Genomic DNA, 13,078 nt, shown 5'->3' on the forward strand with positions numbered 1-13,078 from the left:
TGTGCCCACAGCCACGCCGGCGCGGCCAGCAGCCGCGTTCGACCGGCGGGGATTCGTCCTCGCGGCGACCGCGGCGGCCGCGGCGTCCGCCGGGGCGGGAGCGCTGGGACTGTCGTTGAACGCATCGAGCGGCACCCGAGCTGTGGCGTCACGCACCGCCGTCCGCCTGCCGCGGCCCCACGCACCGGCTGCCGCGGTTCCCTCCGGCGCCGACCTGCGGCTGCCGGGGCTGGGGCCGTTCCTGACGCCGAACGCCTCGTTCTACCGGGTCGACACCGCCCTGGTCGTCCCGCGTGTCGACGCCAGCACCTGGCGGCTGCGCCTGCACGGCAGGGGCGTGCGCAACGAGATGCGCCTGAGTTTCCAGGACCTGCTGGAACGCGAGCTGATCGAACGCGACATCACCCTGACCTGCGTGTCCAACGAGGTCGGCGGACCGTACGTGGGCAACGCCCGCTGGATCGGCGTGCGCCTCGCCGACCTGCTGCGGGAGACCGGCGTGCGCCCGCCGTCGCACGGTGGCCCCGCCGACCAGCTGGTGTCCCGCTCGGTGGACGGCATGACCATCGGTACTCCGGTGGAAGCCGTGCTGGACGGCCGCGACGCGATGCTCGCCCTCGGCATGAACGGCGAACCGCTCCCGTTCGCCCACGGCTTCCCCGTCCGCATGGTCGTACCCGGGCTGTACGGCTACGTCTCCGCCTGCAAGTGGGTCACCGACCTCGAACTGACCACGTTCGACGCGTACGACGCCTACTGGGTCAGACGTTCCTGGTCCAGCCAGGCACCGATCAAGACCGAGTCGCGTATCGACACCCCGAAGCCCTTCGCCTCCCTCACGGCGGGCACGGTCCCGGTGGCGGGCGTGGCCTGGGCCCAGCACAAGGGGATCGACCGGGTCGAGGTCCGGGTCGACGGCGGCGCGTGGCACGCCGCGACACTCGCCGCGCAGGACACCGCCGACACCTGGCGGCAGTGGCTGTGGGAATGGCCCGCCACCCCCGGCAGCCACGCCCTCGAGGTCCGCGCCACCGACCGGACCGGCTACACCCAGACCGACCGGCGCGCCGGCACCATACCCGACGGCGCGACCGGCTGGCATTCGGTGGTGGTCAGCGTGACCTAGCCCTCGCCGCTGCCCCGCTGCCGCCCCGTATCGGGCGGACCGCCGTGGCCGGTGTCCGCACCGCACGGGGCACCGGCCCACCTCTCAGCCGACCAAGGGCTCGTCATCCAGTCAGGGACCGTCCGCGTCAAGGACTGGTCCACGGGCCCAATCCTGACACCGGAGTCACGATGACCGCTTTCACCCGCATCACCCGCTGTGTTACCGCCGCTGCCGCCGTCGTCATCCTGCCGCTGGCACTGACCGCCTGCGGTGGTGACGACACGCCCACCGACTCCGCGGCCAGCGCGCCCGCGTCCTCCGCGGCCGCGCTGCCGACGGCCCCCGGCGAGTCGGTCATGGCCCAGCCGTTCGGCGCCGCCTGCTCCGCCGTGCCCACGAGCGGCGCGGGCAGCTTCAGCGGCATGGCCAGCGACCCGGTCGCCACCGCCGCCTCCCACAATCCGGTGTTGTCCACCCTGGTGACCGCGGTGGAGAAGGCCGGCCTGGTCGACACCCTCAACAACGCGCAGGGCATCACCGTCTTCGCGCCCACCAACGACGCCTTCGCCAAGATCCCAACAGCCCAGCTCAACGCGATCCTCAACGACAAGGCCATGCTCACCAAGATTCTCACCTACCACGTCGTCGGGCAGAAGGCCGCTCCCGCCGACCTCGTCAACGGCTCCTTCGCCACCCTGGAGAAGGGCAGGCTGACCACGTCCGGCTCCGGCGAGTCGTTCAAGGTCAACGACACCGCGAACGTGGTGTGCGGCAACGTCCAGACCGCCAACGCCACCGTCTACATCATCGACAGCGTCCTGACACCCACATCCTGACCGGCCGTAGGTACCCGGCCCGTAGGTGCCCGCCCGTGGGTGCCCGGCCCGCGGGCCCGCGTACGCGCCGGCGTGATCCGGCCGACGCCGCGCAGGCATCGATCGCAGGACCGGCTACCGCCGCTCGACGGCGCCTCGGTGTCCGACCGCCCTCACGGGGGCTCCGGCCGGCCTTCCGGGACATGGAAGGGGGATCGTCCGGAACCGGATAGCCGGGCCGCGTCTTTATGATCGTGACGTTTCCCAGTAACGGCCCGGGAGGTAATCCCACCTCCCGGGCCGTTACTGCCCACCTCCCGGGCCGTTACTGGGATCGCCGGAAAGCGCGGGAACGCCCGCCACGCCGACACATGCTCCGCCGCCATCCGGCCCACCGCGGCCCGACCCGTTCCCGCCATCGTCCGCTGCCGGACAGTGCCCGGGCAGTGGCCGGACAGTGGCCGACAGCGGTTTGCGGTGAAATCCTGTCGGTGTGACCGGTGACGGGGGCGATGACGGGTCCGAGTGGGATTTCTTCGTTTCGTACACGCGGGCCGACGAGGACTGGGCGAAGTGGGTGGCCTCGCGTCTGGAGGACGCCGGGCACCGGGTGATGTTGCGGGCGTGGGACGTGGTCCCGGGAATGCACTTGCCGGAGCGGATGCTGGCGGCTATGGCGCGGTCGAAACGTACAGTGGCGATGCTGTCACCGAAATATGTTGCCTCGAAGATGTGTACGGCACAGTGGCAGGCAGCATGGAGGTCGGATCCACTGGGGCGGAACCGACGCCTGCTGCCGCTGCGGGTAGTCGACTTCACCCCACCGGAGCCCTTCAGTAAGATCGTCTGTACGGACCTGTTCGAGATCGACGAGGCGACGGCGACGGCCCGGCTGGCGGCAACGGTCGACGCGGCACTGACCGGTAGTGCGCGCCCGTCGGTGACACCACCGTTCCCAGGTCCGACAGCCGAGGAGGACAGCGGCCCGCGTTTTCCGGGGCCGCGGGTGCTGTCACTGGCATGGCCGCGGAATCCGCACTTCACCGGACGGGAGGAGGAACTGTCGCAGTTGCGCGCCCGCCTGCTCGATCAGCGGGTGACGACGGTGCGGCCACAGGCGGTGCGGCCACAGGCGGTGCGGCCACAGGCGGTGCGGCCACAGGCGGTGCACGGCCTGGGCGGGGTCGGGAAGACCCAGCTGGCGGTGGAATACGCCTACCGGCACTTCCATGCCTACGACGTGGTGTGGTGGGTGCCGGCGGAGAAACGGGAACTGGTCGTCGACGCGCTGGCCGCGCTGGCGCAGCGGCTGAAGGTGGGGGTGGCCGGGCAGGCGGAGGAATCCGCACGGGCGGCGCTGGAACTGCTGCGCCACAGCTCCCGTTACCAGAACTGGCTGTTGATCCTGGACAACGCCGCCGAGCCGGCCGATCCGTTCGGTGTGCTGAAAGCGGCGGAGTTCAGCCACGGCCATGTTCTGATCACGTCACGGGACAGCCAGTGGTCCCGGCTGGCCAGCACCGTGGAGGTCGACGTGCTGCCCCGGCCGGAAGCGGTCGGGCTGCTACGCTCCCGCGTCCCCACGATCAGCGAGGTGGACGCGGCACGGATCGCCGCCGTGGTCGGGGACCTGCCACTGGCGCTGGAACAGGCCGGGGCGTGGCTGGCGGAAACCGGGATGGCACCCGCGAAGTATGCCGATCTTCTTGTCGACCAGCTACGGACGCACACGGCCAGGAAAGGGCCGGACGGGTCGCCGGACGGGGCCAGCGGACCCCGGCGGGTGCTCCTGACCAAGGGTGCGCCGGACGGTGTGCAGCCAGTCGCGGCAACGTGGACGGTCGCACTGCACCGTGTGGACGACCCGGCGGTGGTGATGCTGGCCCGGCTGTGGGCGCACTTCGGCCCGGAACCGATCCCGGCTGATCTCGTCCGTCCCGAGACCGCCGAGTTGTTGCCCGATCCGTTACGGGAGGTAGCGGCCGATCAGGTACGGCTGCCGGAGACCGCCGGCCGGCTGGCGCGGCTGGCGGTCGTCCGGCATGTCGACGGCACGGTGGTCATGCACCGGCTGATGCAGGCCGTGCTCCGCGACGACACACCCGCCGCGCTGCGGCCCCGGTTGCGTACGGCCGTGCACCGGCTGCTGGCCGCCGGGCATCCGCCGCACCGGAACCGTCCTGACAGCTGGCCCCGCTACGCCCGCATCCACCCCCATGCCGTCGCGACCGGCCTCGTGGAGGACGATCACCCGGACAGCCGCAGTATGATCATTCGCCTGGTCCGCTACCTGCGGGCACGCGGCGACTACCCGGGCAGCCACAGCCTGGGACTCGACGCTCACACCCGCTGGTCGTCCACTCTCGGCGATGATCATCTGCACACGATCGCGGCCCTGGGCAGTCTCGCGCGCACAGTACGAGCGCAGGGTAACTACGCCGAGGCCCTAATCATGTTCAACGACGTGCTCATCCGACGCCGCCGCATCCTCGGCAAGGACGATCAGGACACGATCACCGCCGCACGCAACATCGCGTTCACAGTACGGATGCAGGGCCACTACGACGAAGCCCGGACCAGGTTCGAGAACGTACTCACCCAGTCGCGCCACATCCTCGGCAAGGACCATCCGCACACGATCACCGCCATACACGAACTAGCGTTCACGGTACGGGTACAGGGCGACTACGCCGAAGCCCGGAGCATGTTCGAGGACGTGCTCGCCCGGCGCCGCCGCATCCTCGGCGACGACCACCCCGACACGATCACCGCCGCGGCCAATCTCGCGTTCACGATGAGGCTGCTGGGCGACTATGCCAAGGCGTGGACAATGTTCAACGACGTGCTCGACCGACGGCGCCGCGTCCTCGGCGAGGAGCATCCGGACACGATCATCGCCGCGGCCAATCTCGCGGGCCTGTTGCGCGTGCAGGGCATGCACAGCGCGGCACAGGCCGGCATCGAAGACGTACTCACCCGACGGCGACGCATTCTCGGTGAGAACCACCCGGACACGATCACTGCCGTACACGACCTCGCCGTCATGCTACGGACACAAGGCCACCACGCCGAGGCGCGGAGGATGCTCGACGACGTGCTCGCCCGGCGCCGCCGCATCCTCGGCGACGACCATCCGGACACGATCACCGCCGCCCACAACCTCGCGTTGACGGTACGAGCACAGGGCGACCACGCCGAAGCACGGACGATGCTCGACGACGTACTCGCCCGATCACAGCGCATCCTCGGCGAGGAGCACCCGGACACGATCACCGCCATGCGCAACATCGCGGTCACCCTACGGCTGCAGGGCCACTATGCCGAAGCGCAGGAGATCTTCGACGACGTGCTCGCCCGGCGCCGCCGCATCCTCGGCGACAACCATCCGGACACGATCACCGCCGCCCACAACCTCGCGGACATCCTACGAATCCAGGGCAACCACTGAAGAGCCCGCGCCACACGTCGACGACATACTCACCCGATCACAGAAAATCCTCGACGAGAACCACCCGGACACAATCAACATCCGCCAGAAGCCCCAGTTGTAGGTGGAAACCGGCACGGTAGCGACGGTTTCCACCTACAGCAGCGGAAGCCGTAGGTGGAAACCGTCATGGTGGCAGCGGTTTCCACCTACGAGTGTGATGCGGGGCCGCAACCGCCGGCCCATCCGGCAGATGACCAAAGTGGACGATCGAAAATGTCCGTTCCAATGCCGGAGAGCTCGACGGCCACGTCTCGTCGACCCGGCGGCTGCCCGACAATGATCGGCATCATGATGCGCAGATGTGATGATGATGTGCGTACCACCATCGACATCCAAGATGATCTTCACAGGCAGGCCATGTCGATCGCCAGGGACACCTCACGGACACTGAGCGAGACGGTCGCCGATCTCATACGTCGCGGTCTGGGACACGGTGAGACGACGGAGATATCCCGCAGTGAACGAACCGGCCTCCCCCTGGTCCGCCTCGGCAGGATCATCACGACCGAGGACGTCCGCGCCCTGGACGACGATCAGTGACCACTCTTCTGGACGCCAACGTCCTGATCGCGCTCATTGTCAGCGACCACGTCCATCATGACGCCGCCGAAACATGGCTTGCCGACACCGCCGCTAGCTTTGCGACCTGCCCGATCACCGAGGTGGACCGGGGCAACGACCGAGTCCGCCTGATCAGTCCCGACGGCCAGTGCGGGCGGGGCGGGAGTGTCGCGCCGGCGGCAGCCGTCATGCGCCACCGCTGACGCGCCGGACGGGGATTCAGGGGGTGCTCCCGGGCGGCGCGGGACGAGGGCGGGTGGGCCGTTGCCCGGGCCCCGTCGGGGTAAGTGACATGCGGTGCACAAAAAAAGAACCGGTGTGTAAAATGTACTGACGCCGCCGTGGGGCCTTCTTTACTCTTGAATCGTCGGCTGACAGCATGGCAGGGCGGCCCGGGGGGTGACATGCGGCGCGCACGGAACTGTTGCGCCAAAGGTGCCCGCGCCGCGACAGGATTTTCTCCGCGATAGCCCGTGCGCCGCTTTTTCTGCAATTTTGTCAGCGACTTTTCCCGATGGGCCGGCGTGTCGTTCCGGCCCAGTTTCCGACGACCTGCGGGGGCCACAATGTCAGTGGAGGAAACGCCGTCCACGGTGCCAGTGGAGGAAGTACCGTCCGAGCTGCGGGCCGCGGTCGCGGCCCGGGTGGCGGACAGAAGCGAACAGCGCCACGAAAAAATCGCGGTCCTGCGGGAGCCAGGCGGAATCGCGCGGGCGGACGAGCCGGCCCGGGTGGCGACCCGGATCGACCGGCTGGCCCGTTTCTACCCGGATGTGCGGCCGGTCAGCCCGGCCGCGGTGGCCGCCGGGGAACCAGCCGCCACCGCGGCGGCGAGCGCCGTCCTGGAACGGATCCTGGTAACGAACGACCTGCTCGGGGTCGGTTACCTGGAAGGCGGTGTCGCCGCCGCGCGGTCGGTCGGCCGGGTCGTCATCCGGGACGGGCGGGGCCGGCTGGCCGGCTACGGCACCGGCAGCCTGGTCTCCCCGGAGCTGCTGCTGACCAATCATCATGTGCTCCCCGACGCCCGGACAGCCGGGTTCAGCGGTGTCGAATTCGACTATCAGGACGCGCCCGACGGCCGGCCGCTGGCACCCGTCCCCTTCGCGCTGGACCCGGCCCGGTTCTTCGTCGCCGACCAGCGGCTGGACTTCGCGCTGGTCGCGGTGCGGGCCGCCCCGGCGGAGCTGGCCCGGTTCGGGTTCAACCGGCTGTTCGAAGGGGAGGGCAAAGCCATCGTCGGGGACTTCGTCACGATTATCCAGCATCCCGGCGGGGGGAAGAAGCAGGTCGCGCTGCGGGAGAACCGGATCGTGGACCTGCTCGACCTGTTCCTGCACTACGAGACGGACACCGAGCCCGGATCATCCGGCTCGCCGGTCTTCAACGACCAGTGGGAGATCGTCGCGCTGCACCATGCCGCCGTCCAGGCGTCGGACCACAGGGAACTCGGCGGCTTTGTCAACGAGGGGATCCGGATCAGCCGGCTGCTGGCCTTCCTCCGCTCCCAGCCCCTCCCGCCGGAGCAGCAGGCCCTCCTCGACCGGATCTCCGCCGCCCCGGCCGGCCCGGCCAGCCCGCCCACGGCCGTCGCCCCGCCGGAGCGGGCTCCCGAGACCGTCGGTGGCGGGCCTCGGCTCGCGCTCGCGGTCCCGTTCGACATCCGGCTGCGCGGCGACCTGGTCAGCCCCGGCCCGCCCGCCACCACCGGCGAGGACACGACCCGGACCGGCCCGGACCATGCCGCCTTCCGCAGCTACGCACCAGACGGCCACGGCCCCGAAGGCGACCCGGGCACACCGTGGCCGGAGGTCACGTCGCGCTCCTGACCTGTTCGGCCCGGGCCCGGTGGACGGGTGAGGGGCGTCCGCTGCCGCGTCAGCCCGCCGCTCCTCACCCGCTGAGCAGCAGGAACGCCGCGGTCAGGGTGAGCGCGACGGCGGACAGGCCCGGCAGGCGGCGGCCGACACGGGTCAGTTCCTCGGCGGAGACGACCACGGCCAACGCGATCATCCAGACGACGGCGCCGTGCTCGACGACGGCCATGAGAACCATCAACGGCCAGCAGGAGAGCACACATCGCCTGCCGTGCAGGAACGCGAACCGCACGCACGCGACGTCCGCCCGCCGTCCGACCGGCGGCAGCGGCACGGTGCGCCGGCACTGGGCCAGGCTCCGGCGCTTGACCCCGCCGGCCTGCCAGAGCGCCGCGGCCGCGAGCGCGGCCAGCAGCAGTGCCCGGCCGCCGACGCCGGCAACGTCGACGGCCGCGCGCACGCCGAGCAGGGCCACGAGGCCGAACAGGGCCCAGACCGCGATGTAGGTGGCGACGAAGACGGTCATCGCCCGGGCCCGCCGCTCCCGGATGCTGTTGAGGGCGACATGGCGGATGGCCGGCAGCGCCACCGGCAGCATCATCGCCATCGACATGACTGTCCAGGCCGCCACGACCACCAGCTGACATCCACATCACGGGCCACCTGGGGAATTACTTGAGCACAGCCCCTGGGGAATTACCGGTTCTGGCGACGATCACGGGTTCTCGTCCGTGCCGGCCGGGGATGCCCCGCGGATCGCGCGCGTCGTCGTGCTGCCGACTGTGTGTGGGTTCGGGTCCGTACGGGCGGAGTGGGATGCTGGTGCGGTGGGTGACGGGGATGGGGTGGGCGCTCGCCGGGATTTCTTCGTGTCCTATACCGGGCGGGACCGGGCGTGGGCGGAGTGGATCGCCTGGGCGTTGGAGGCAGCCGGCTACACCACGTTGATCCAGGCGTGGGATTTCGGGGCCGGGGCCGGGTTCGTGGAGGAGATGCACCAGGCCGCCCAGGTTGCGGAGCGGACGGTCGCGGTGCTCTCGGCGGCCTATCTGACATCGGTGTACGCGGCGGCGGAGTGGCAGGCCGCCTGGAAGGACGATCCGCTCGGCCGGAGCCGGAAGCTGCTGGTGTTCCGGATCGAGGAGTGTGAACGTCCCGGTCTGCTCGGTCAGATCGTCGCGGTGGACCTGTTCGGGGTCGACAAGGACGCCGCCCGCCGCGCGCTGCTTGCCGCTGCCGCGGGTGAGCGGGGGAAGCCGGCCACCGAACCGGACTTCCCCGGCGGCCCGGCGGGCCCGGCAGCCTCGGCGGCTTCGGTGGGGCCGGTGTTCCCACCGGAGCTGCCGGCGGTGTGGAACGTCCCGCCCCGGCTGGCGCACTTCGTCGGCCGGGGCGATCTGCTGGCCGCGGTCGACCGGCAGCTGGCCGGCTCGGGCGCGGTCGCGGTGTGCGCGCTGCGCGGGCTTGGCGGGGTGGGCAAGACCGCGCTGGCGGTGGAGTACGCCCACCGGCATGCCGGCGGGTTCGATGTGGTGTGGTGGGTGCCGGCGCAGGACCCGGACCTGATCCCGGGCCATGTGGCCGCGCTCGGGGTCGCGCTCGGCCTGCCCGACGGCGCGGAGATCGCGGCGGTGCTGGCCGCGTTACGCCGTCAGCGGCTGCGCTGGCTGCTGCTCCTCGACAATGTCGAGGACCCGGATGTGGTCGGCCCGTTACGGCCGGTGGACGGGGCCGGCCGGCTGCTGGTGACCTCCCGGCGCGGCGGGCTGGACGGGTTCGGCCCGGCGGTGGAGGTAGCGGAACTGACCCGGGCCGAGGCCGTCGGCCTGCTGACCGCCCGGGTGGGCGGGATCGACCCGGCGGTGGCCGGGCGGATCTGCGCGCTGCTGGGGGATCTGGCGTTGGCGGTGGAGCAGGCCGCCGGCTACCTGGTCCAGACCGGGATGCCGCCGGAGGAGTATGCCGAGCTGCTGGCCGGCCGGCTGGAGGACCTGCTGGCCCGGGGCCGGGTGGCGGACCGGCCGGGGATCACCGTGGGGAACCTGTGGGCGTTGTCGGTGCAGCGGCTGCGGACCACGGCGCCAGCGGCGGTCGCCCTGCTGGAGGTGTGCGCGGTGGCCGCCCCGGACCCGCTGCCGGTCGATCTGCTCGTCGACGGGGTGGAGGAACTCCCAGCGGGGCCCCTGCGGGCGGCAGCCGGCGACCGGCTGGCGTGGGCGGAGACGGTCGGGGCGCTGGTCGACTACGGCCTGACCCGCCGGGACGGGCCGGCGGTGACGACCCACCGGCTGATCGCGGCCGCAACCCGGGCCGGGATCAGCCCCGAGGGTCGGATGACGACGGCGGCCACCCTGCTCCGGCTGCTACGGGCCGCGCTGCCCACCGACATCGAGCAGCCGGCGGGCTGGCCCCGCTGGCGCTCCCTGCTGCCGCACGTCCGCGCCGTGCTGGACGGTTATGACGACGGCGGCTGGGACGAACGGACAGCCCCGGTGGTCTCGTGGCTGTGTGACCGCACCGGCAGCTATCTGGCGCATCACGGCCGGCCGGACACGGCCCTCCCCTACCTACGTCGCGGACTCGCCCTCACCGAGACCAGACTCGGCCCCGACCACCCCGACACCCTGACCTCCCGCAACAACCTCGCCGGCGCCTACCAGACGGCGGGGCGGGTGGCGCAGGCCATCGGCCTGTACGAGCAGGCGCTCGCCGACAGTCTGCGGGTTCTCGGTCCTGACCATCCGCTGGTCGTCACGATCAGGGGGAACCTGGCCGCTGCCACCGGTGCTGCGGAACGCTCGGGATAGATCAGAAAACTCCTCGGACGGTGACCACAGGTGGTCTCGTCGCTGGCAGGCCGAGAGGCCGGTCAGCTTCGTCCACCCTGCTCGGACAGGTCGTCGCGAGCGCTGTCGAACGCGCCGATGAAGGGCGGGCGGGGCCCCGCCCGCACCCTCCGCGCTGTGCTCTCCTCGTTCAGCGCCGGGCCGTCGATTCCGTGCTCGGCGCTCCCGCGGGCCAGGTACGGGCCACGATCGCGGGAACTGCTGTCTGCCCAGCTCAGGGGCTGTGGGGCGGATGAGTCGGCCGGTACGCCGGGTTCTGTGGGCCGGGGCCGTGAGACGGCTCCGGCTGGCGGTCATCCATCTCGGGCTGCCGTTGCCGGCAGCCTCCAGCGGTCTACCCGCAGGCTCGGGCGGGCAGCCCTCGAACGCCTGCGCAGCCCCGGAACCCCAAGAGGCTCCAGGACCTTTTGACCTTGCTCCGGGTGGGGTTTACCTAGCCGCCCGGGTCACCCCGGGCGCTGGTGCGCTCTTACCGCACCGTTTCACCCTTACCGGCGCCCGAGGACGCCGGCGGTCTGTTTTCTGTGGCACTGTCCCGCGGGTTACCCCGGGTGGGTGTTACCCACCACCCTGCCCTGTGGAGCCCGGACGTTCCTCGGCGGCTCCGCGGGAGCGGAACCGACGCGACCGCCTGGCCGACTCATCCGTGACCGTCAGCATATGCCATGACGGCCCGTCCCGGCCTGCCCCGGTAACCCAGGACGGGGATACTTCGTGCCAGGACAACAGGCGGTGCCAGGGCAGCGGCGATGCCGGGACAGCGCGGCATCAGCGGCTACACCGCGCCCGGCACAGCCACCGCCCGCGAGGCAACATCATTCTGGAAGACGGCACCATCAGGCACCATCAGGGAGACGAGGGACGGGATCGGCCGTGACAACGCCTGGAGAGCCCACCAAGAAGATCGACCACACTCGCCCGACACAGCCCCCGCCTGCCGGCGGAGCCTGGTCACCGGGTACCGGCGTGCCCGGGGCGAGCGGCACCGGCCCGACCACGCCCACCCCGCCCGCCGGACCGGTCCCACCCGCCGAGCCCGTACCGGCCGAGCGGCGGCGCGGTGTCGCCTACTCCACCTATGCGATCACCGTCCTCGTCCTGCTGCTGGCGATCGCCGTGATCGTTTTCGTCGTGCAGAACAACCAGCGGGTGGACATCTGGCTGTTCGGTTCGACCCACAACATGTCGCTCGCGGGCGCGCTCGCCGCCGCGACGGCGGCCGGCCTCCTGATCGGGCTGCTGATCGGGCTGATCACCCAGATCAGGGTGCGGAAGGAACTGCGCCAGTACCGCCGCGGCAGGCACCCGGCCCAGCAGTCCCGGACACCCTGACCGGACAGCCCGGCCCGGCCCCCGAACCAGACATACGCCCGGATCGGAGCTGTGAGGGTGAGCGTCGCAGCCGTGAGCGCGGTCTCGGACGGCCCGCTTCCTCGGCAGCCGCTCCAGACCTCGTTACGTATATACATATCAGGTCTGATAGGCCGTATCGATCAGGACGATGACTGCCACCCAGGCGGCCCGTAACTTCGCCGGGCTGCTTGATGCGGTCGAGCACGGAGAGGCCGTAGTGATCACGCGTGACGGCGTGGCAGTCGGCCGGTTCGTGCCGGAACGGCATACCGTTGCCGACCGGCTCGGAGAGGCCCTGCGTGAGTACGCGGCAGACCCCGCCTTCGCGGACGATCTCGAAGCGGCGCACACCGACCTGCGAGCCGCCTTCGCCGGTGAGGTCCGCACGTAGCCAGTCGGCGTTTCCTGTCGTTTCCTGTCGTTTCCCGTCGTTTCCTGTCGTCCGAGCCGCTCGTTGCCTCGGGCGGATCGCCGGGAGCGCGGCTACTGGCCCGGCTCGACCAGGTGGGCGGCGTGGATGCCGTCGTTGAAGCCGCGCAGCACCGCGGGGCCGTCCGAGTACCAGTCGATCGTGGAGAGCGACACCAGGTCGAGGTGAAGCCGGTAGAGGACGGCGGGCGAGGCGTCCAGCGCCAGCTGCGTGAGGGCCTTGATCGGGGTCACGTGCGAGACGATCAGGATCCGGCTGCCCGGGTGCGCGGCCAGGACGCGGTCGCGGGCGGCGGTGACCCGCCGGATCGTGGCGAGGATGCTCTCCCCGCCGGGCGGGGCGACCGACGGGTCGGCCAGCCAGGCGTTGAGCTCGTCCGGGAAGCGCTGGCGGACCTCGCCGAAGGTCAGGGCCTCCCAGGTCCCGAAGTCGGTCTCGCGCAGGTCGTCGTCGACCAGGTAGTCCCGGCCGAGGGCGTCCGCGGTCTGCCGGGCCCGTTTCAGCGGCGAGCAGTACACCGCGTCGAAGGGGACGTCGCGCAGCCGCCCCGCCACGGCGAGCGCCTGCGCCTGGCCGACGTCGGTCAGGGTGGCGTCCAGCGTGCCGCTGAACCGCTTCTCCACCGACATCGGGGTCTGCCCGTGGCGCAGCAGCACGG

11 protein-coding genes and 1 other RNA gene are annotated in these 13,078 nt (G+C 71.0%); 9 read left to right on the forward strand and 3 right to left on the reverse strand.

What is annotated here, in order from left to right:
• From NBX02_RS15200 to NBX02_RS15225, 6 genes are all read left to right on the forward strand, one after another.
• On the forward strand, window positions 1-1,126 hold a 1,126-nt coding region (locus NBX02_RS15200; RefSeq protein ID WP_250291879.1), incomplete at its 5' end, for a molybdopterin-dependent oxidoreductase.
• A gap of 170 nt (window positions 1,127-1,296) precedes the next feature.
• Complete coding sequence (locus tag NBX02_RS15205; protein WP_250291881.1) at window positions 1,297-1,944, forward strand: fasciclin domain-containing protein; 648 nt, start codon at window positions 1,297-1,299, stop codon at window positions 1,942-1,944.
• A 472-nt stretch (window positions 1,945-2,416) separates the two neighbouring features.
• On the forward strand, window positions 2,417-5,371 hold the full coding sequence (gene fxsT / locus NBX02_RS15210; RefSeq protein ID WP_250291883.1) for an FxSxx-COOH system tetratricopeptide repeat protein: 2,955 nt from the start codon (window positions 2,417-2,419) through the stop codon (window positions 5,369-5,371).
• Between the two features lie 354 nt (window positions 5,372-5,725).
• Complete coding sequence (locus tag NBX02_RS23260; protein ID WP_445548452.1) at window positions 5,726-5,953, forward strand: antitoxin; 228 nt, start codon at window positions 5,726-5,728, stop codon at window positions 5,951-5,953.
• Window positions 5,950-6,177, forward strand: a complete 228-nt coding sequence (locus NBX02_RS23265; RefSeq protein ID WP_445548451.1) for a hypothetical protein — start codon at window positions 5,950-5,952, stop codon at window positions 6,175-6,177. The genes NBX02_RS23260 and NBX02_RS23265 overlap by 4 nt, the downstream gene beginning before the upstream one ends.
• Before the next feature lie 363 nt (window positions 6,178-6,540).
• Window positions 6,541-7,803 carry a S1 family peptidase gene (locus NBX02_RS15225; protein WP_250291886.1) on the forward strand — a complete coding sequence of 421 codons (1,263 nt, stop codon included), beginning with the start codon at window positions 6,541-6,543 and terminating at the stop codon, window positions 7,801-7,803.
• A gap of 64 nt (window positions 7,804-7,867) precedes the next feature.
• On the opposite strand, the gene NBX02_RS15230 is transcribed toward NBX02_RS15225, so the two are convergent.
• Complete coding sequence (locus tag NBX02_RS15230) at window positions 7,868-8,422, reverse strand: copper chaperone (RefSeq protein ID WP_250291888.1); 555 nt, start codon at window positions 8,420-8,422, stop codon at window positions 7,868-7,870.
• Window positions 8,423-8,618: 196 nt separating this feature from the next.
• On the opposite strand from NBX02_RS15230, the gene fxsT (NBX02_RS15235) reads away from it, so the two are divergent.
• The gene (gene fxsT / locus NBX02_RS15235; protein ID WP_250285258.1) at window positions 8,619-10,598 is read left to right on the forward strand and encodes an FxSxx-COOH system tetratricopeptide repeat protein; all 1,980 of its coding nucleotides are present in this window, start codon (window positions 8,619-8,621) and stop codon (window positions 10,596-10,598) included.
• Between the two features lie 268 nt (window positions 10,599-10,866).
• On the opposite strand, the gene rnpB is transcribed toward fxsT (NBX02_RS15235), so the two are convergent.
• Window positions 10,867-11,280: RNase P RNA component class A (gene rnpB, locus NBX02_RS15240), an RNA gene on the reverse strand.
• Between the two features lie 230 nt (window positions 11,281-11,510).
• Between rnpB and NBX02_RS15245 the strand changes: the two genes are divergently transcribed.
• Both NBX02_RS15245 and NBX02_RS15250 read left to right on the forward strand, forming a co-directional pair.
• Window positions 11,511-11,969 carry a lipopolysaccharide assembly protein LapA domain-containing protein gene (locus NBX02_RS15245; RefSeq protein ID WP_250285257.1) on the forward strand — a complete coding sequence of 153 codons (459 nt, stop codon included), beginning with the start codon at window positions 11,511-11,513 and terminating at the stop codon, window positions 11,967-11,969.
• A gap of 169 nt (window positions 11,970-12,138) precedes the next feature.
• Window positions 12,139-12,381 (forward strand): type II toxin-antitoxin system Phd/YefM family antitoxin, encoded by a 243-nt coding sequence (locus NBX02_RS15250; protein WP_250285256.1) that lies wholly within the window; start codon window positions 12,139-12,141, stop codon window positions 12,379-12,381.
• Between the two features lie 92 nt (window positions 12,382-12,473).
• Here NBX02_RS15250 and NBX02_RS15255 read toward each other — a convergent pair.
• Window positions 12,474-13,078, reverse strand: a 605-nt coding sequence (locus NBX02_RS15255; RefSeq protein ID WP_250291890.1) for a histidine phosphatase family protein, incomplete at its 5' end; no start/stop codon positions are given.

Origin of the sequence: Protofrankia sp. CiP1_Cm_nod1 (assembly GCF_920888515.1) — a bacterium.
Lineage (GTDB): Bacteria > Actinomycetota > Actinomycetes > Frankiales > Frankiaceae > Protofrankia.